Annotated in this window: 11 protein-coding genes and 1 pseudogene; 3 read left to right on the forward strand and 9 right to left on the reverse strand. The window is 58.2% G+C overall.

Annotated elements, in window-relative coordinates; genetic code table 11:
- Nucleotides 1–123: 123 nt before the first annotated feature.
- Nucleotides 124–567, reverse strand: coding sequence for an Lrp/AsnC family transcriptional regulator (locus ACMGGM_RS03560; RefSeq protein ID WP_032636269.1), 444 nt, complete (start codon nucleotides 565–567; stop codon nucleotides 124–126).
- A 108-nt stretch (nucleotides 568–675) separates the two neighbouring features.
- Here ACMGGM_RS03560 and ACMGGM_RS03565 point away from each other — a divergent pair, with 108 nt between their 5' ends.
- Nucleotides 676–1572 (forward strand): DMT family transporter, encoded by an 897-nt coding sequence (locus ACMGGM_RS03565; RefSeq protein WP_063433948.1) that lies wholly within the window; start codon nucleotides 676–678, stop codon nucleotides 1570–1572.
- Here ACMGGM_RS03565 and narI read toward each other — a convergent pair.
- The 5 genes from narI to ACMGGM_RS03590 form a co-directional block, all read right to left on the reverse strand.
- A complete protein-coding gene (gene narI, locus ACMGGM_RS03570; protein ID WP_023330579.1) occupies nucleotides 1569–2246 on the reverse strand; it encodes a respiratory nitrate reductase subunit gamma in 678 nt (225 codons plus the stop codon). The genes ACMGGM_RS03565 and narI overlap by 4 nt on opposite strands.
- Nucleotides 2246–2956, reverse strand: a complete 711-nt coding sequence (gene narJ / locus ACMGGM_RS03575; RefSeq protein ID WP_023338399.1) for a nitrate reductase molybdenum cofactor assembly chaperone — start codon at nucleotides 2954–2956, stop codon at nucleotides 2246–2248. The genes narI and narJ overlap by 1 nt, the downstream gene beginning before the upstream one ends.
- On the reverse strand, nucleotides 2953–4488 hold the full coding sequence (gene narH, locus ACMGGM_RS03580) for a nitrate reductase subunit beta (RefSeq protein WP_063943228.1): 1536 nt from the start codon (nucleotides 4486–4488) through the stop codon (nucleotides 2953–2955). Before narH ends, narJ begins: the two co-directional genes overlap by 4 nt.
- A complete protein-coding gene (locus tag ACMGGM_RS03585) occupies nucleotides 4485–8228 on the reverse strand; it encodes a nitrate reductase subunit alpha (protein WP_023338400.1) in 3744 nt (1247 codons plus the stop codon). The genes narH and ACMGGM_RS03585 overlap by 4 nt, the downstream gene beginning before the upstream one ends.
- A gap of 379 nt (nucleotides 8229–8607) precedes the next feature.
- Nucleotides 8608–10005 carry a NarK family nitrate/nitrite MFS transporter gene (locus ACMGGM_RS03590; RefSeq protein WP_014884177.1) on the reverse strand — a complete coding sequence of 466 codons (1398 nt, stop codon included), beginning with the start codon at nucleotides 10003–10005 and terminating at the stop codon, nucleotides 8608–8610.
- 309 nt (nucleotides 10006–10314) lie between these two features.
- Between ACMGGM_RS03590 and narX the strand changes: the two genes are divergently transcribed.
- Together narX and narL are read left to right on the forward strand one after the other, a co-directional pair.
- Nucleotides 10315–12111 carry a nitrate/nitrite two-component system sensor histidine kinase NarX gene (narX, locus tag ACMGGM_RS03595; RefSeq protein ID WP_414149120.1) on the forward strand — a complete coding sequence of 599 codons (1797 nt, stop codon included), beginning with the start codon at nucleotides 10315–10317 and terminating at the stop codon, nucleotides 12109–12111.
- A complete protein-coding gene (gene narL, locus ACMGGM_RS03600; RefSeq protein WP_008499531.1) occupies nucleotides 12104–12754 on the forward strand; it encodes a two-component system response regulator NarL in 651 nt (216 codons plus the stop codon). Before narX ends, narL begins: the two co-directional genes overlap by 8 nt.
- 3 nt (nucleotides 12755–12757) lie before the next feature.
- Here narL and ACMGGM_RS03605 read toward each other — a convergent pair whose 3' ends face one another.
- The 3 genes and pseudogenes from ACMGGM_RS03605 to nirB form a co-directional block, all read right to left on the reverse strand.
- Nucleotides 12758–14164 carry a YchO/YchP family invasin gene (locus ACMGGM_RS03605; protein WP_050862647.1) on the reverse strand — a complete coding sequence of 469 codons (1407 nt, stop codon included), beginning with the start codon at nucleotides 14162–14164 and terminating at the stop codon, nucleotides 12758–12760.
- A gap of 148 nt (nucleotides 14165–14312) precedes the next feature.
- Nucleotides 14313–16789: pseudogene (locus ACMGGM_RS03610) on the reverse strand (molybdopterin-dependent oxidoreductase).
- The gene (gene nirB / locus ACMGGM_RS03615; protein ID WP_074171529.1) at nucleotides 16786–20772 is read right to left on the reverse strand and encodes a nitrite reductase large subunit NirB; all 3987 of its coding nucleotides are present in this window, start codon (nucleotides 20770–20772) and stop codon (nucleotides 16786–16788) included. Before nirB ends, ACMGGM_RS03610 begins: the two are co-directional and overlap by 4 nt.
- Nucleotides 20773–20785 lie beyond the last annotated feature (13 nt).

Genomic DNA, 20785 nt, shown 5'->3' on the forward strand with positions numbered 1-20785 from the left:
CATCATTTCCAAACACCTCTGAATTATCTGCTCGCACTCGATGTCATGCATTTCCGTTATGGGGAAGGATAAGAAGCTTCGACTAAGCCGTTGTAGGCCGGGTAAGGCGCAGGCGACAGGCAGCTACATCGGTGGCAATCGTCGCTTCACCGGCGAACTCTTCACAATCGACGTATTACACTGCGCATGTTCCGCCAGCCCGTCCAGCAACACATCCAGTTGCTCTATCGAGCGCACCACCAGCCTGATCACGAAGCAATCTTCCCCGGTCACTTTGTCGCTCTCAATACACTCCGGCATCGCCTGAATGTACTTATCGACTTTATGCAGCAACCCAGGCAGCGGCCGCACGCGCACCAGCGCCTGCAGCGTATATCCCAACGCCGCCAGATTCACCCGCGCACGATATCCTTGAATCACACCGCGTTCTTCCAGCCTTTTCAGCCGTTCCGCCGTGCTGGGTGAGGTCAAACCGATACGGCCACTGAGCACCTTCAGCGACATGCGCGCATCTTCAACCAGGCAGGTTAATATGTGTCTGTCGATCTCATCGAGAAGGTTTTCCATCGATTTTGCCTCATTTTAAAAAGTCATCACTCTCTTTCACCTTATATCACCCCTGTAAAACCCGACAGCGATTTTCGACAATAAGGTCATTAAATCAGGAGGTGGATAATGCGTGATTTCCATAAAGGCGTCTGGCAAATGAGCCTGGCGATGTTAATTTCCGGCTCTATCGGTGCGTTTGTTTTACTCTCCGGTCTGCCCGTCACGGAAGTGGTCTTCTGGCGCTGTCTTATTGGGGCCATAACACTTTTTATTTTTATCCGGGTCAGTCAAAAGCCCTTTAGTCCCCTCAGCCGCACCACGCTGATGCTGGCGATTCTCGGGGGTGTGGCATTAGTTGTGAACTGGCTACTGCTTTTCGCCGCTTACGAACGTATCTCTATTGGCCTGTCTACCGTGGTATATAACACCCAGCCGTTTATGCTGGTATTGATGGGGATGTTTTTAGGTGAGCGCGTCAGCCTGGTAAAATGGGGCTGGCTGTTCCTCGCCTTTGGCGGAGTGGTGATATTGCTCTCCAGCGAGCTGACCGGAGCCCATAACAGTAAATGGCTCGCAGGGGTTGGTCTGGCCATGGCCGCGGCCTTCTTCTATGCGCTGACGGCAATCATTGCGCGCAAACTCAAAACAATCGCCCCACAGCATATCGCTTTTATCCAGGTGCTGACCGGCGTGGTGATGCTGCTGCCTTTTGCCAGTCAGCCGTCGCTCTCCGGTGATTTTCCCTGGCCGATCTTGCTGACGCTGGGCATCGTCCATACCGGTATTATGTATCAACTGCTGTATAGCGCGATCCAGAAACTGCCAACGCCGGTGACCGGCTCCCTGTCGTTTATCTATCCGGTGGTGGCAATTATTGTAGATAATCTGGTGTTCGGACACGCATTGAACCTGACGCAGCTGGCGGGTGGCGCGTTAATCCTGTTTGCCGCAGCGGGCAACAACCTGGGCTGGGGCGAAAAAAAACCCCGCGAGTGCGGGGTTGGTATTAAAACGGTGAATTAGCGACGGGCACGCACAATCTGATACTTGCGCGTCAGGTATTCCACCGGCGCGCTCCAGATGTGTACCAGACGGGAGAACGGGAACAGCACAAACAGCGTCATCCCCAGCACCAGGTGAACGCGGAAGATAAACGCCACGCCATCCAGGTGTTCGGACGCGCCACCGTGGAAGGTCACCACGGACTGCGCCCAGCCGACCAGCTTCATCATTTCACTGCCGTCCATATGTTGCGCCGAGAACGGAATGGTCAGCAGACCCAGCGCGCATTGCACCACCAGCAGGGAAAGGATCAGGATGTCCGCCGCGGTGGTCGTTGCCCGCACACGCGGGCTGAACAGACGACGTTTCAGCAACAGCAGGCCCCCGACGAGGGTCATCACGCCGCAGGCACCGCCCGCGATCATCGCCATCTTCTGCTTCACCTCAATCGGCAGCCACGCTTCGTACATCCAGTGCGGGGTCAGCATCCCGAGGAAGTGCCCGGCAAAAATCCCGAGGATCCCGATATGAAACAGGTTAGACGCGACGTGCATCCCCTTACGATCCAGCATCTGGCTGGAGGCAGCACGCCAGGTGTACTGGCCGTAGTCATAACGCAGCCAGCTTCCCACCAGGAACACGGTGCCCGCGATATACGGGTAAATGTCAAAGAAGAACATATTCAGGAAGTGCATTAGTGCCGTCCTCCGTTAGAGATATCCAAATATTGCGGAGCGACCGCCCCGGCAAAACGACGCTGGTGAGCGGAGATTTCAGACTCGCCGCAGCTCTGGTCAGCAAAGAATTTCACCTGCTCTTCCTCCCAGACCGCATCCAGCGCTTGCGGGGTATCATCGCGGGCTTCATCCGCGATTTTCTCCGCCACTTTTTCACTGTCGACTGCGGCGTTTGCCAGCTTCATCAGCAGGTCGAACAGCACCGCATAGCGGCTCTCACGCTGCTGAAGACGCGCGCTGAGCAACGCCAGGATCGGCGCGATGTCCTGCAGACCGCCCAGCGCCTCGTCTTTCGGCAGTTGAGCCAGATACTCCAGGTACAGCGGCAGATGGTCCGGCAGCTCGCGGCTGTCGAGCATCAGGCCGTGCTGCTCGTACTGAGCCATCAGGTCCACCATCGCCTGACCCCGGTCGCGGGATTCACCATGAACGTGTTCGAACAGCAGTAACGACGTTGCACGGCCACGGTCAAACAGCTGGCTGTAGTCCGCCTGCGCGTCGAGCAGATCGCGCGCTAACAGGTCGCGGAGGAAAACGCCCAGCGTCTGGGCATCCTCTTTATCCAGGTTTTCAGATGACGCGAGTGCATCAAAAAGCTCCTGCTGATGCTGCGCAAGCGCAGCATCCGGATACTCGAGCAGACGCGAAACAATGACGAGTTCAATCATTGGTGCGGCTCCGTTTTGCTGGTCACATCCATGGCGTCGATGCGGCGGCTGTTAAACAGGTTGAATTTGCTGTCTGACCCATGGCAACCGTCGCCAAAACTAAAGCCACAGCCATTTTTCTCCGGGAAGGCCTCGCGAGCTAGTTCACGGTGGCTGCTCGGCACCACAAAACGGTCTTCATAGTTGGCAATTGCCAGGTAGCGGTACATCTCCTGGGCCTGTGCTTCAGTCAGACCGACCTCGTCCAGCGCGCGGGTATCGTTAACGCCATCAACGGTTTCCGCACGCTTAAAGTGACGCATCGCCAGCATACGTTTCAGCGCCAGCAGTACCGGTTGGGTATCCCCTGCGGTCAGCAGGTTTGCCAGATACTGAACCGGGATACGCAGGCTCTCGACGTCCGGCAGAATGCCGTTGCTGCCCAGCTCGCCTGCATCGGCAGCAGACTGGATTGGCGACAGCGGCGGCACGTACCAGACCATCGGCAGCGTGCGGTATTCCGGATGAAGCGGCAGAGCCAGCTTCCAGTCCATCGCCATTTTATACACCGGCGACTGTTGCGCCGCGTCGATAACGCTCTGTGGAATACCGTCCTTCAGCGCCTGCTCAATGACTTTCGGATCGTTCGGGTCAAGGAACACGTCAAGCTGACGCTGATACAGATCTTTCTCGTTCTCAGTGCTCGCGGCATTTTCAATCGCGTCTGCGTCATACAGCAGCACGCCGAGGTAGCGGATACGGCCTACGCAGCTTTCGGAGCAGACGGTTGGCATACCTGCTTCGATACGCGGGTAGCAGAAGATGCACTTCTCTGATTTCCCGCTCTTCCAGTTGAAGTAGATTTTTTTGTACGGGCAGCCGGTGATGCACATACGCCAGCCGCGGCATTTGTCCTGGTCGATCAGAACGATGCCGTCCTCTTCACGCTTGTAGATGGCGCCGCTTGGGCAGGTCGCCACGCACGCCGGGTTCAGGCAGTGCTCGCAAAGGCGCGGCAGATACATCATGAAGGTGTTTTCGAACTGGCCGTACATCGCCTTCTGCATGTTCTCGAAGTTCTGGTCTTTGGCGCGTTTTTCGAACTCGCCGCCCAGAATCTCCTCCCAGTTTGGACCGCTGGTAATTTTGTCCATGCGCTTGCCGGTGATCAGCGAGCGAGGACGCGCGATCGGCTGGTGTTTGCTTTCTGGCGCGTTGTGCAGGTTCTGGTAGTCATAGTCAAACGGCTCGTAGTAATCCTCAATGCCCGGCAGATGCGGGTTAGCGAAGATTTTCCCCAGAAGCATCGCGCGGTTACCCATGCGCGGCTGCAGCTTGCCGTTGATTTTACGGATCCAACCGCCCTTCCACTTCTCCTGGTTTTCCCAGTCGGTCGGGAAGCCGGTACCCGGCTTGCTTTCCACGTTGTTGAACCAGGCGTACTCCATACCTTCACGGCTGGTCCAGACGTTTTTACAGGTGACCGAGCAGGTGTGACAGCCGATGCATTTATCCAGATTCAGCACCATGCCGACTTGTGAACGAATTTTCATTTTACGCTCTCCTGTACCTGGTCATTACCTTCGCCGTCTAACCAGTTAATGTTCTTCATCTTACGTACCACCACGAACTCATCGCGGTTCGATCCTACGGTGCCGTAGTAGTTAAAGCCGTAGGCCAGCTGCGCATAGCCCCCGATCATATGGGTCGGCTTCGGCGTAATACGGGTCACGGAGTTGTGGATCCCGCCGCGCTGTTCGGTGATTTCTGACCCCGGCAGGTTAACGATACGTTCCTGCGCGTGGTACATCATGGTCATCCCGGCCGGTACGCGCTGGCTCACCACCGCACGTGCCGTCAGGGCACCGTTGCTGTTAAACACCTCGATCCAGTCGTTATCTTCAATACCCAGATCTTTGGCATCCGTCTCGCTCATCCAGACAATCGGACCGCCGCGCGAAAGCGTCAGCATCAGCAGGTTGTCGCTATAGGTCGAGTGGATCCCCCACTTCTGGTGCGGCGTCAGGAAGTTCAGCGCCTTTTCAGGGTTACCGTTGGATTTCGCGCCCATAACTGCGGTGACGGAGCGGGTGTCGATTGGCGGACGGTACACCAGCAGGCTTTCACCGAAGTCACGCATCCACTGGTGATCCTGATACAGGGACTGACGACCGGACAGCGTGCGCCATGGGATCAACTCGTGAACGTTGGTGTAACCGGCGTTATAGGAGACATGCTCATCTTCAAGTCCTGACCAGGTCGGGCTAGAGATAATCTTGCGCGGCTGGGCCTGAATATCGCGGAAGCGGATTTTCTCTTCCTCTTTATTCGTTGCCAGATGCGTGTGGTCACGACCGGTAAACTCGCTCAGCGCTGCCCACGCCTTCACCGCCACATGGCCGTTGGTTTCCGGCGCCAGGGTCAGGATCATCTCTGCGGCATCAATCGCCGTGTTCAGCATTGGCTGGCCTTTCGCCGGGCCGTCCGCTTTGGTGTAATTGAGCTTACGCAGCAGATCCATTTCGCTCTGGGTATTCCAGGCAATCCCTTTCCCGCCGTTACCGATTTTCTCCATCAGCGGACCGATAGAGGTAAATCGCTCGTACGTCGCCGGGTAATCACGCTCCACCGGAATGATGTGCGGCGCGGTCACGCCCGGGATCAGGTCACATTCGCCTTTTTTCCAGTCTTTGACGTCCAGCGGCTGCGCCAGCTCGGCCGCAGAGTCGTGCTGGATTGGCAGCGTCACCACGTCGGTCTCTTTGCCCAGATGCCCGACGCACACTTCAGAGAATTTCTTCGCGATATCTTTGTAGATATCCCAGTCGCTTTTCGACTCCCACGCCGGGTCAACCGCGGCAGACAGTGGATGAATAAACGGATGCATATCCGAGGTATTCATATCGTCTTTTTCGTACCAGGTCGCGGTTGGCAGCACGATATCGGAATACAGGCAGGTACTGGACAGACGGAAGTCGAGGGTCACCACCAGATCCAGCTTGCCGTCCAGACCGTTGTCTTTCCATTCCACCTCTTCCGGCTTCACGCCACCCTGCCTGCCGAGATCTTTCCCCTGGATACCGTTCTCGGTACCGAGCAGGTATTTCAGCATGTACTCGTGACCTTTACCGGACGAGCCCAGCAGGTTGGAGCGCCAGATGAACAGGTTACGCGGATGGTTTTTGCCGTTCTCTGGCTGTTCAGCCGCGAAACGGATTGAGCCGTCTTTCAGGGACTTAACGGTGTAATCCACCGGTGACATTCCTGCTTTTTTCGCCTCTTCCGCGATGCGCAGCGGGTTAGTACCCAGCTGCGGCGCAGACGGCAGCCAGCCCATGCGCTCAGCACGGACGTTGAAGTCAATCAGGTGGCCACTGTAGCGGGATTTATCCGCCATTGGCGACAGCAATTCCTGCGCGGTAACCGTCTCGTAGCGCCACTGGCTGGAGTGGTTATAGAAGTACGAGGTACTGTTCATGTGACGTGCAGGACGCTGCCAGTCAAGGGCAAACGCCAGCGGCTGCCAGCCGGTCTGCGGACGCAGTTTTTCCTGGCCTACGTAGTGGGCCCAACCGCCGCCGCTCTGACCGACACAGCCGCAGAAGATCAGCATGTTGATCAGGCCACGATAGTTCATATCCAGGTGATACCAGTGGTTCAGACCCGCGCCGACGATGATCATTGAGCGACCGTGCGTCTTATCCGCGTTTTCTGCAAATTCACGGGCGATACGGGTAATCTGTGCGCGAGGAACGCCGGTGATCTGCTCCGCCCATGCCGGGGTGTAGGCTTTTACGTCGTCATAGCTGGTTGCGCAGTTTTCATCATTCAGACCCCGTTCCAGACCGTAGTTCGCCATGGTCAAATCGTAAACGGTAGTGACGAGCGCCGTTGAGCCATCAGCCAGCTGCAGGCGTTTAACCGGCAGTTTATGCATCAGAACATTTTTCAGTTCAACCTTGTTGAAATGCTCTGATCCTTCGCCTCCAAAGTACGGGAAGCCGACCTCGGCGATCTCGTCCTGGCTGCCCAGCATGCTGAGACGCAGTTCCGTCTCTTCACCGGTGGTACCGTTACGCTGTTCGAGGTTCCACTTGCCCTTCTCACCCCAGCGGAAGCCGATAGAGCCGTTAGGTGCCACCAGCTCGCCGTTGCTGTTATACGCAACGGTTTTCCATTCAGGGTTATTTTCCTGGCCCAGCGCGTCCACCAGATCGGCGGCGCGCAGCGTACGGCCAGCGGCGTAGTAACCGTCACGCTCTTCCAGCATCACCAGCATCGGCATGTCGGTGTAGCGACGTACATAGTCGGTGAAATACTGGCTTGGTTTATCGAGGTGGAATTCGCGCAGCATAACGTGGCCCATCGCCATCGCCATCGCGGCGTCGGTACCCTGTTTCGGTGCCAGCCACAGGTCACACAGTTTGGCAATTTCCGCGTAGTCCGGGGTGATCGCAACGGTTTTGGTCCCTTTGTAGCGGACTTCGGTAAAGAAGTGCGCGTCCGGGGTACGGGTCTGCGGAACGTTAGAGCCCCAGGCGATGAGGTAGCTTGAGTTGTACCAGTCAGCAGATTCCGGCACGTCGGTTTGCTCGCCCCATGTCTGCGGAGACGCAGGCGGCAGGTCGCAGTACCAGTCGTAGAAGCTCAGACAGGTGCCGCCGATCAGTGACAGATAGCGCGCGCCGGAGGCGTAAGAGACCATCGACATCGCCGGGATCGGCGAGAAGCCTGCCACGCGGTCAGGGCCGTAGGTTTTGACAGTGTAGACGTTAGAGGCGGCAATCAGCTCGTTCACCTCTTTCCAGGAGGAACGAACAAAGCCACCGCGGCCGCGAGCCTGCTTAAAGCTTTTCGCTTTATCCGCATCTTCGATGATGGACGCCCAGGCATCAACCGGATCGCTGTGCTGCACTTTCGCTTCACGCCACATTTTCATCAGACGCTTACGCATCAACGGGTATTTCAGACGGTTAGCGCTATAGAGATACCAGGAGTAGCTGGCGCCACGCGGGCAGCCGCGCGGTTCGTGGTTCGGCATATCCGGGCGGGTGCGCGGATAGTCGGTCTGCTGCATTTCCCAGGTCACCAGACCGTTTTTAACGAAAATCTTCCAGCTACATGAGCCAGTGCAGTTTACGCCGTGGGTAGAACGGACAACTTTGTCATGCTGCCAGCGTTGACGGTAACCGTCTTCCCAGTCCCGGTTGGTATCCAGAACCTGGCCGTGCCCATCGGCAAAAGTTTCACCCTTCTGTTTGAAGTAGCGAAACCGGTCCAAAAATTTGCTCATCGGGTATCTCCTGTGTGGAGCCTGTGGCTCTCTAAATCGACATTGCTGATTTGCAGCGAAGGTAACGCTCTGAAAGAGGAGGAGAATTGATAACGATCAAGGCGACGAGGGACTTTCAGGGGTGGGGTTAGGCCAAATACCACCAAAGTGGTAGATTTTAAAAATTCATAATAATATGATTTTTAATGACATTTTCATTTCGTCGTACAATAACCACGGCAAAATTTAACATCTCAGGTATTAAGGGGTAGACCTCCCTGCAAGGCGACGGCGATCACAGTGTTACCGGTGCGCTTCTGTGCAAACCCACCAGTATGTTGTAACTACTTCCAGATCAAAAAAAACGCGGCCCCAAGGCCGCGCAAACGGATAATCACACTTACTTATTTTTCTTGGTATTACGGCCATATACCAGCCACGTAATCACAACGCAGGCGATATAGAACACAAGAAACACTTTCATCGCACCCGCCGGGGAACCGGTCAGGTCAAGCGAAATACCGAACGCTTTCGGGATAAAGAAGCCGCCAATGGCGCCGATGGCAGAGATAAAGCCCAGCGCAGCAGCGGTATCCGTCGCCGCTTCACGCATCGCCTGCTCTTCGCTTCCACCCTGCGCTTTCACGCGATCCATCGTCAGCTTACGGAAGATCACGGAGATCATCTGGAAGGTGGACGCACTCCCCAAACCGGCCGTCAGGAACAGCACCATAAACACGCCGAAGAAGGCGATGAAGTTTCCGCCCTGTCCGTCCGCTGGCAGCGTCAGGAACAGCAACGCACAGAAGACAGCCATCACGACAAAGTTCACCAGCGTCACGCGGGTACCGCCCAGACGGTCAGAAACCATGCCGCCCAGTGAGCGAGCCAGCGCGCCAATAAATGGACCAAAGAAGGCGAATTGCAGGATCTGCACGTCCGGGAACTGGGTTTTCGACAGCATGGCGAAACCGGCAGAGAAACCGATAAACGACCCGAAGGTGGCCAGATACAGCAGCGCCATCACCCAAAGGTGTCCACGTTTCAGCACCGGCAGCTGTTCACTCAGTGACGCCTTCGACGCAGACAGATCGTTCATAAAGAACCACGCTGCCAGGGTGAAGACCACCAGGAACGGCACCCAAATCCAGGCGGCGTTCTGCAGGTAGAGGGAAGAACCATCCGCCTGTTCAACGCCACCGCCACCAAAGGCAGCAAAAATGGACACCGAGATCGCCAGCGGCGCGATCAGCTGCATCACGCTCACGCCCATGTTGCCCAGACCACCGTTAATGCCCAGCGCGCCACCCTGTTTCGCTTTCGGGAAGAAGAAGCTGATGTTCGCCATACTGGAGGCGAAGTTCGCACCCGCAAAACCGCACAGCAGGGAGATGATCACGAACACGCTAAACGGCGTGGACGTATCCTGCACCGCGAAGCCGAGCCACACGCAAGGCACGATCATGATCCCGGTACTGAATGCCGTCCAGCGACGGCCACCAAAGACCGGCACCATAAAGGCGTAAGGAACGCGCAGCAGCGCGCCAGACAGTGACGGCAACGCGGTCAGCATAAACAGCTGATCGGTTGTGAACGTAAACCCAACTTTTGGCAGATTTACCGCCACTGCACTAAACAACATCCATACGCAAAACGCTAATAACAGACACGGAACGGAAATCCACAGATTCCGGCTTGCTACACGATGGCCGCGCTGTTGCCAGAACGCCGGATCCTCTGGACGCCAGTCTGTAATAACGGCACCATTTTCCCTTTCGGGAGCGGATGAGTGACTCATAGACACCTCTGATTCTCGAATGATGCTGCAAACATTAGGGTTTTAGAGCGGCGGTAAGTTGATATAAATCAAAGGAAAAGTGCGAGGATTTGCGGCACGAAAAAAGGTCTTATCCTTAGTGAGTAGGCAAATCAGGTCAAAAAGACGTTGTTTTTCACGGCGCTGACGCGTCCCTGCTCCCCCTACCCTCAGATGCATACTCCACTGGCAATTTAGGAGTAATCATTTATAGGTATGGGTATACTCCAGGGTATGCACCAGAATAGCGCCATTCCTGCAAGCAGGCCACGTCAGGAGCCCGGCAACTCTATGTTAAAAAGATGTTTATCACCACTGACACTCGTCAATCAGTTAGCCCTGATCGTTTTGCTGTCCACCGCACTCGGCGTGACCGGCATGGCGATTTCCGGCTGGCTGGTACAAGGGGTACAGGGTAATGCGCATGCCATCAATGAGGCAGGCTCACTACGCATGCAGAGTTACCGTCTGCTGGCGTCGGTGCCTCTGACGCAGGACGACCAGCCTCTCATTGATGAAATGGAGCGCACGGCTTTCAGCCCTGAACTGGAAAATGCAGCCATCCGCGCCGGTCAGCAATCCCAGCTTAAAGCCCTTCAGGGCTACTGGCACACCCAACTGGAACCCGGACTGAAACAGGCGCAAAGCCCTGAGACGGTCGCGCAGGACGTGGCGGGTTTTGTCTCACGCATTGATGCCCTGGTCTCCTCTTTTGACCAAACCACTGAATTACGCATCGATCGGGTGGTGATGGTACACCGTGCCATGGCGATGTTTATGGGCCTGCTGCTGATCTTCACCATTATCTGGCTTCGCGCGCGGCTGCTGAATCCGTGGAAACAACTGCTGGCCATGGCCCGGGCGGTTACCGCCCGGGATTTTACCCAGCGCACGCACATCAGCGGACGCAACGAAATGGCGATGCTCGGCCAGGCGCTCAACACCATGTCGGCAGAGCTGTCCGAAAGCTACGCGGTGCTTGAGCAGCGCGTACAGGAAAAAACGGCCGGGCTGGAGCAGAAAAACGAAATCCTCTCTTTCCTGTGGCAGGCCAACCGCCGGCTGCACATGCAGGTGCCGCTCTGTGAACGCCTCTCCCCGGTGCTGAATGGCCTGCAAAATCTGACCCTGCTGCATGACCTGGAACTGCGAGTTTACGACGTGGAAGATGAAGATAATCATCAGGAGTTTACCTGTCAGTCCGACATGTCCTGTGATGATAAAGGCTGTCATTTATGCCCTCGCGGCCTGCCGCCGTCGACCACTGGCGGCACGACGCTGAAATGGCGACTAACGGACAGCCATACCCAGTACGGTATTCTGCTGGCGACCCTGCCCGCCGGGCGTCACCTGAGCCACGATCAGCAACAGCTGGTTGATACGCTGGTTGAACAGCTAACGGCCACGCTGGCGCTCGACAGGCATCAGGAAAAACAGCAGCAGCTGATCGTTATGGAAGAACGCGCCACCATCGCCCGCGAGCTGCATGACTCAATCGCCCAATCGCTCTCCTGTATGAAAATGCAGGTAAGCTGCCTGCAGATGCAGGATGCGCAGATGCCGGACAGTAATAAACAGCTGCTCAGCCAGATACGCAACGAGCTGAATACGTCCTGGGTACAGCTGCGTGAGCTGCTGACCACCTTCCGCCTGCAGCTGACCGAGCCGGGCCTGCGTCCGGCGCTGGAAGCCAGCTGTCAGGAGTTTAGCGCCCGGCTGGGGTTCCCGGTGAAGCTGGATTACCAGCTGCCGCCGCGGTTTGTCCCGTCACATCAGGCTATTCATCTACTGCAGATCGCCCGTGAAGCACTCAGCAACGTGCTTAAACACGCGGAAGCGACGGCGGTCACGGTCACCGTCAGCCAGCACGCTAACCAGGTCAGACTCACGGTTCACGACAACGGCCGCGGCGTGCCGGAAAATGCCGAGCGCACGAACCACTATGGTTTAATCATTATGCGAGACCGCGCCCAAAGCCTGCGCGGTGATTGTCAGGTTCGCCGGAGAGAGACGGGTGGCACGGAAGTCGTGGTCACCTTTATTCCCGAAAAACCGCTTACAACTTCTCAAGGAGAAACCCATGACTAATCAGGAACCGGCATCCATCCTGTTGATCGACGACCATCCGATGCTGCGTACTGGCGTAAAACAGCTGGTCAGCATGGCACCTGATATTACCGTGGTTGGCGAAGCCAGCAACGGGGAACAGGGCATTGAGCTCGCCGAGTCCCTCGATCCCGATCTGATCCTGCTCGATCTGAACATGCCCGGCATGAACGGCCTGGAGACCCTCGACAAGCTGCGGGAAAAATCGCTTTCCGGACGCATCGTCGTCTTTAGCGTCTCGAACCATGAAGAAGATGTGGTCACGGCGCTGAAGCGCGGCGCGGATGGTTATCTGCTGAAAGATATGGAGCCGGAAGATCTGCTTAAAGCACTGCAGCAGGCTGCGGCCGGCGAGATGGTGCTGAGTGAAGCCCTGACGCCGGTGCTGGCCGCCAGCCTGAGGGCCAACCGCGCCACGTCTGACCGTGACGTCAGCCAGTTAACACCGCGCGAACGCGATATTCTCAAACTAATCGCCCAGGGGCTGCCGAATAAAATGATCGCCCGCCGTCTGGATATCACCGAAAGCACGGTCAAAGTGCATGTGAAGCATATGCTGAAGAAAATGAAGTTAAAATCCCGCGTTGAGGCCGCCGTGTGGGTACATCAGGAACGCATTTTTTAAGGATTACTCATCCGGCAGCAGCTTCCAGCGCGGGTCGTCGTCAGGTATAGCGATCAGCGGCTGCACCACCGCAAGCGTGATCTCATTGGACGAGACGCGCTGGCCCTTCTCATCTTCCACTACCGCCGAAAGATGCCAGCGGTTTGTCGCGCCTTCTGCCTCATTCCAGGCAGGCATAATCACGCTCCAGCCGTCGCTGCTGTTACCCTTTCCGGGCGACGTCAGGCTCAGTGCCTGGGTATCGCCCTGCCAGTGGATCTGACGGATGCCGTGCGTGCTACGAATCTGTAGCTTCAGCATGACGGTTTCCCCCCCTTTCAGATCCCACGGCGGCGTTGCCAGCCAGACGGACAGCGTTTTACGCTGGCGGAACTCCATAATCGGAAGGCTGTTGCGCTCGGGGGAATCATAGCGGCTGCCACGCAGAGAACGCGTGGCCGCAACTTCACTGGCGGAGAGTTGCTTTACCAGCGGCACGCCAAAGCGGTAGTTAAGCTTCAGGCCGAGGTTATTCTGGCTTTCGCCGCTTTCACCCTGCTTATGCGCGGCGGTCAACGTGACCAGCGGAACCGGGGTATAGTTAAGCCCAAGATTGACCGCCACCGGGTTGTGATAGCCGGTTCCGCTGTTGAAGAGATCAACGTTGTCGCCAAAATACTGCTCGACGCTGACGCTGGTGTTCAGGTGATGAAACCACGGCAGCCAGGCTTTGGCGGTGACATCATATCCCCGCGCCATTCGCTGTTCCTGAACATCAGACCTGTCGCGCCATCCGGCAAACGGCTGGTAATAGTTCGCTGACAGGCGCAGATTCTCCCCCCACACCTCGGCGCCCAGTCCGGCACGCTGCAGGTTTTCGTCCAGCAGATTATCGTAGAAGGTGTTATAGCCCAGCAGCCATTTTCCGGCGACCCAGCGCTGGCCGATTCCGGCGTTACTGACCAGGCCATCCGTCTGCTGCGTCAGGCCAATCTGGCTCCAGCTCAGGTAACGGTTGTTATCATTCCAGGGGATAAACCAGCTCCCGCTGCTGCCGTTAAATTTGCCCGCGTTATCGACCAGTAAATTGACGCTGGCGTTCCCCCAGGGCGACAGCCAGGACTCAATCTGCTGGTTCACTTCGCCGCTCACCGCGTCGCGCACCTGACCAAAGGCAAACTGACGCGCCTGCTCGCCCGTTGTCAGGCCGTTGTCGGTCATACTGGCTTCACCAAAGGCTTTCGCCATTTCGGCCAGGTGCTTTTCCCCTTCCCCTGAGGGAGCAGCCATACCCAGGTCGGGCAGATTATCCCCGTTATTATCAAAAGGATTTTGTGCCTGCTGGATAAAGGAACGCGGCGCACCGTGAACGGCTCCGGCCGTAAGAAGGGGGAGTAAGAGCAGAAAACGAATGCGGGACGATACAACCATCAACGTCGTAAAAAAGAACCTGTGTTTATGGATAAACTCTTATTATGTTAACGCGATAAGCCTGGAAATGCAGTTCTGGCGGAAATTTCAGGATTATCCTGAAACTGATTGTCGGGTGGCGGCTCCGCCACCCGACGCCCTTACACCATTATCCAAACAGTCCTTTCAACTCCGAAACGCAGGAGCCACAGTTCGTGCCGCACCGTAACGTTGCCCCCAGCGCGGCGACGCTTTCACACCCTCCGGCTATCGCCTCCCGAATCGCATTTTCTCCGACGCTGAAGCAGCTACAGATAATGCGTCCCGGATCCACCGTCTCCTCCACACCCTGCCCGTTCAGCAGCGCATGACGCTCTGCAGGCGTCGTGGGGGGGAGCGAAAAGCAGCGTCAATGATCGGGTGTACCAGCTCCGGTAACGTGGTGCCTTCCCAGAAGCCGAGCATCAGCTGACCTTCATGCCAGGCCAGCACGCTACTGCGTTCGCCGGTTTGAGCAACCTGTAACTGCCAGCCCCGGCTGCTGGCGTAGTTCATGACCCACGACAGCAACGGTTTATCTCCTGATACCGTCAGATGCGAGGCTTTACGCCACCAGTGAACCCAGGATGGTAACGCCGGCTGTTCGTGGGTATAGAGCACCCCTTGCCAGACGGGCAGCCAGGGCATGATCCGAACGGCGGTTTGTTTGCTCTCCGGCTGGCCAGACGCCGGATCGCAGCGCCCTTCCACCAGCGCATTCACCTTTCCCTGACGGGCAAACACGGCGTTCCAGTGCATCGGGGCAAACGCCTCGCCTTGCCGGATGCCGCGGTTGACTCGCACTCTGGCGACCATCACGCCGCGCGGCGAACTGATCCGCGCCAGCTGGCCATCACACAACGAGAACCGCACGGCATCGCTGGCGCAGACCTCAACAAACGGCTCCGCGATATGCTGCATCAGCCGGGACATATACCCCGTCCGGGTCATGGTGTGCCATTGATCGCGGATGCGTCCGGTATTGAGGATCACCGGGTACAGCGTGCTGACCGCCGCACCGTGCTGGACCGGATCGACCGGCACCAGGTTTCGACGCGGAAAATCCCCCGTTGACCACTGATACGGCTCCAGCCGCTCCCACGCTTCGCGGGTAAGTTCAGCCAGGTCATGCAGGTTCAATGCCCGCGTGCCGTCATTTTCAAAGGCCGTCAGCGCCGCGTGCTCGCAAAAAATCTCGTGCGGATGTTGCCAGGCAAAGGCATCGCCGTGCCCCAGCCGTTTTGCAATCTGCGCGACGATCCACCAGTCCGGTTTTGCCTCTCCCGGGGCAGGCAGAAAGGCGCGCTGGCGCGAAATACGCCGCTCGGAATTGGTCACAGTGCCGTCCTTCTCCCCCCAGGCCAGCGCCGGAAAACGGATATGGGCGAACCGGCTGGTGTCGGTATCGTTCATGACCTCAGAAACAATCACCAGCGGGCAGCCTGCCAGCGCCTGACATACGGCGTGACTGTCCGGCAGCGAGACCGCTGGGTTGGTGCCCATGATCCACACCGCCTTCACTTCGCCACGGGCAATGGCATCGAACAGTTCAACCGCCATCAGGCCTGGCGTCTGCGCCAGCCTTTCCGTTCCCCAGAAACGCGCCACCCGCGAAAGGTCGTCCGGCTCAAAGCTCATGTGCGCCGCCAGCTGATTTGCCAGCCCGCCCACTTCTCGTCCGCCCATGGCGTTTGGCTGTCCGGTCAGCGAAAACGGACCGCAGCCCGGGCGGTTGAATTTTCCGCTGGCAAGATGGACGTTGATGATGGCGTTACACTTGTCGCTACCGCTCGATGACTGATTGATCCCCATGGTGTAGAGCGTGATCGCGCGTGGCGCGGTGACAAACCAGTCATAAAACACACCAATATCCTGCACAGGAAGGTCGCAAAACGCCGCCACGCGGGCCATCGGCCACGCGTCGGTTCCCTGGATCACATTGAGCAACCCCACAAACAGCCCCGCATCGCTGCCGGGTTTTAGCGCCAGATGCAGGTCAGCGATATCACAGGTAGCCGTTTCACGCGGGTCAATCACCACCACCTTCATCTGCGGATTGGTTTGCTTTGCCTGCACCAGCCGCTGGTACAGAACAGGGTGCGTCCAGGCGGCATTCGAGCCCACCAGTACCACCAGATCGCTGTTCTCCACGTCCTCGTAACTGCACGGCACCACGTCCTCACCGAAGGCACGTTTATAACCCACCACCGCTGACGACATGCAGAGCCGGGAGTTGGTATCAATGTTCGCCGCCCCGATAAACCCCTTCATCAGCTTGTTAGCGGCGTAGTAATCCTCGGTTAACAGCTGGCCGGACGCGTAGAACGCCACCGCCTGCGGCCCCCATGTGTCGATAATGAGCTGGAGCCGTTCACCTGCCGCCTCCAGTGCCTGCGTCCAGTCCACCTCATTACCGTCAAGGACCGGGCGCAAAAGCCGCCCCTGTAAATCGGTTGTCTCCCCCAGGGCGGCCCCTTTCACGCACAGGCGACCAAAATTCGCCGGATGGGTTTCATCTCCCCGAACGCTGACCACGCCGCCTTCCACGCGGGCGACCACGCCGCAGCCCACCCCGCAGTAGGGGCATGTTGTCCGGGTTTCTGTCATGAAGCCTCCGCACGCATGACCAGGGCATCGTTACCGACCCACACTTTGCCGTTTTCAATTTTCACCGGCCAGGCGCGTACCGCAGGCTCACCATTTTCAACCTGACAGCCATCGCGCAGACGAATGCGCTGTTTATAAAGCGGAGAGATCACCACCGGCTCCCCCGCCGCATCGCCAAGAATGCCGCGAGAAAGCACGTTCGCACGGCTTCCTGGCTCCAGGTCGTCGAGGGCATAAACGGTTTTGCCAAAGCGGAACAGCGCAATCGCATTGTGACCAAGACGCGCGCCAATGCCCGCCTGTTCGGGGATATCCTCGATACCGCAGATTTCCTGCCAGCGTTTGCCTTGCTCTGCGGCAGTGTCGTTCACAGCGGTGCGGAACAGCGCCAGACGGTTGGGATCGTTGAGCGTGGTCTGCCATTCGCACTGGTAGGTTTCTACCACCCGGGCCATCTCCTGCTCCAGTTCGTCGGCAATACCCAGACTGTCCTCGAGGATCACCTCGCGCAGATAGTCGAGGCCGCCTTCCAGGTTGTCCATCCAGGTGCTGGTGCGCTGCAGGCGATCCGCCGTGCGGATGTAGAACATCAGGAACCGGTCAACGGTACGGATCAGCGTTTCATCGTCCAGATCGCTGGCGAAAAGATCCGCATGGCGCGGCTTCATGCCGCCGTTGCCGCACAGGTAGAGGTTCCAGCCTTTATCGGTGGCAATGACGCCCACGTCTTTGCTCTGCGCCTCGGCACACTCGCGGGTACAGCCGGAAACCGCCATTTTGATTTTGTGCGGCGCGCGCAGGCCTTTGTAACGGTGCTCCAGTTTGACCGCGAGGCCGGTGGAGTCCTGCACGCCATAGCGGCACCAGGTCGACCCAACGCAGGATTTCACCGTGCGCAGAGATTTCCCGTAAGCGTGGCCGGTCTCAAATCCGGCTTCCACCAGCGCCTGCCAGATCTCCGGTAGCTGTTCCAGAGTGGCGCCAAAGAGGTCAATACGCTGCCCGCCAGTGATTTTGCTGTAAAGGCTATAGCGCTTTGCAATCTGGCCGATGGCGATCAGCCCGTCGGCGGTCACTTCCCCGGCGGGCATACGCGGCACGATGGAATAGGTTCCGTCCTTCTGAATATTGGCAAAGTAACGGTCGTTGGTGTCCTGCAGCGGCAGATGCGTCGGTTTAAGCAGATACTCGTTCCAGCAGGAAGCCAGCACGGACCCGACCAGCGGCTTACAGATTTCGCACCCGTGTCCCTGACCGTAGCGGCTGATGAGCTGGTCAAAGGTGCGGATATGGTTGACGCGCACCAGGTGGTAAATTTCCTGGCGTGACCAGGGGAAGTGTTCACAGATATCCTTTTTCACCTCCACGCCCTGTTCAGCAAGCTGAAACTCCATCACCTGCTTCACCAGCGCACTACAGCCCCCGCAACCGGTCGCCGCTTTAGTGCACTGTTTGATGGCACCGATATCCGTTGCGCCCGCGCTCACGGCCTGGCAAATATCGCCCTTGCTGACGTTATGACACGAACAGATCTGCGCACTTTCCGGCAGCGCCGCCACGCCCAGCGCTTTTGGCGCGCTGCCTGAGGATGCGGGTAATATCAGGGTTTCCGGCGCTTTCGGCAGGCTGATTCCATTGAGCATCATCTGCACCAGCGTGGCGTATTCGCTGGCGTCCCCCACCAGCACGCCGCCGAGCAGCGTTTTGCTGTCGTGGCTGACCACGATTTTCTTGTAGATTTGCTGCGGGCCGTGCGTCCACTGGTAGCTCAGCGCCCCCGGCGTGCGCCCGTGAGCGTCGCCAAACGACGCCACATCCACGCCCAGCAGCTTGAGTTTGGTGCTCATATCCGCGCCGGTGAAGGTTTTATCCTCCCCTGCCAGCGCGGCGGCGGCCACGCGTGCCATCTGGTAGCCCGGGGCAACCAGTCCAAAGATTTTCCCTTCCCACAACGCGCATTCGCCAATGGCAAACACGTCATGGTCGGAAGTCTGGCAGCCATCGTCAATGCAGATCCCGCCGCGCTCGCCGATAGCCAGCCCGCTGCTGCGCGCCAGCGCGTCCTGCGGACGGATACCGGCAGAAAAGACCACCAGGTCCGTTTCCAGCGCTTCGCCATCGGCAAAGCGCAGCACCAGCCCGTCATCCGTCGACGCAATTTCCGTGGTGGCTTTAGCGGTGTGAACGCCCACGCCCAGCGCCTCGATTTTCTTGCGCAGCATCGACGCGCCGTCGTTATCGAGCTGAACCGCCATCAGATTGGGCGCAAACTCCACCACGTGAGTATCGAGCCCGAGTTGTTTCAGGGCGTTTGCTGCCTCCAGCCCCAGCAGCCCGCCGCCGATGACGACCCCGCGACGCGCACCCGCCGCATGGGCCGCAATGTTGTCGAGATCGTCGAGCGTGCGGTAGACAAAACAGCCCGGCAGATCGTTACCCGGTACCGGCGGGACAAACGGGTATGAGCCGGTCGCCAGCACCAGTTTATCCCAGTGCGTTTCATGCCCACTGGCGGTACGCACCACGCGCGCGTCGCGGTCAATGGCGACAATCTGCTGCGACAGGCGCAGCTCAATGTCGTTATCAGCAAAAAAGTCCCCTGCCACCAGCGAGAGCGAATCCGCACTGCGGCCGCCAAAATACTCGGACAGATGCACCCGGTCATAGGCGGCATAGCGCTCTTCACCAAAGACCACGATCTGATACTGCTGATGTAAGTTGCGGTTAACGCAATCTTCGAGAAAATGATGGCCGACCATACCGTGCCCAACCACCACCAGAGTAGGTTTTGTCATAGCGTTCTGTCCTGCAACCTGCGGTTGCGTAGTGAATCGATCGAACAGCCAGTCCGCGTGTGCGGGCGCAGCCGTTGCCAGTAAATCGGTAAATGTCGCCGCGTGGCGGCAATCTCCCATCAGCAGCACGCCAGCCAGCGTCCCCTGATGGATCAGTAAGCGACGATAGTGACGCGTCAGCGGATCCCATGAACGCCAGACCACGTCGCCCTCCTGCTCCGCCGCGCGACCCAGGCTGAACAGCTCCACGCCGGTCACCTTGAGGCGCACACCGTTGTCGGTGAGGGTAAACGGCGCAGTGGTGTCGCCCGCCAGCCGTGCGGTGAGGATATCGGCCTGCGCCAGACAGGGGGCGACCAGGCCAAACGTCTGGCCATCAATTTCGCAGCACTCGCCAATGGCATAGATGTCCGGCGCGGAGGTCTGCATCTGGTGATTCACCACAATCCCGCGCGCGCAATGAAGGCCGCTGGCCTTTGCCAGGCCAATGTTGGGCTGCACGCCGGTCGCCAGCACCACGCGCGTCGCAGCAAGACTGCGTCCATTGAGCAACGTCACGGTATTGTCGTTAATCGCCGAGATGCCGGAGGCAAGCTCACAGCGCACGCCCCGTTCCGCCAGCGCCTCCTCCAGCAGCGCGCCAGCCTGTTGATCCAGCTGTTGTTCCATCAGCCACGGACCGCGATGAACGAGCGTGACGTTGTCACCTGAGCGTGCCAGTGCTGCCGCAGTCTCAACCCCAAGCACGCCGCCCCCCAGCACCACCGCCGGACCGGAAACTGCCTGAATGGCGCAGGTATCCTCCAGGGTGCGGAACGTGAACACCTGAGGCGCATCACCGCCGGGGATCGGCGGAACAAAAGGCGTTGAACCGGTGGCAAATACCAGGGCATCCCAGCCTAGCGTGCGGGTGGCGGTTCGCACTTCCCGTGAGACCACGTCCACGGCAAGCGCCCTTTCGCCCCGCAGCACCGTAACGCCACGTACCCGGTACCAGTCCTCATCCTGAAGACAGATATCCGCTGCCGCTTTCTCGCCCCCCAGCACCGGCGAAAGCTGAATGCGGTTATAGGCATGCTCAGGCTCATCACCGACGACGGTGATAGCAAAACGACCCGAGGCCCGCCCGGTTAGCCCGTCAATCAGCCGGGTGGCCGCCATTCCATTCCCGATAATGACCAGTCGCATCAAAGCCCCCTCG

Source organism: Enterobacter sp. BNK-14 (assembly GCF_047456095.1).
GTDB classification, from domain to species: Bacteria; Pseudomonadota; Gammaproteobacteria; order Enterobacterales; family Enterobacteriaceae; genus Enterobacter; species Enterobacter kobei.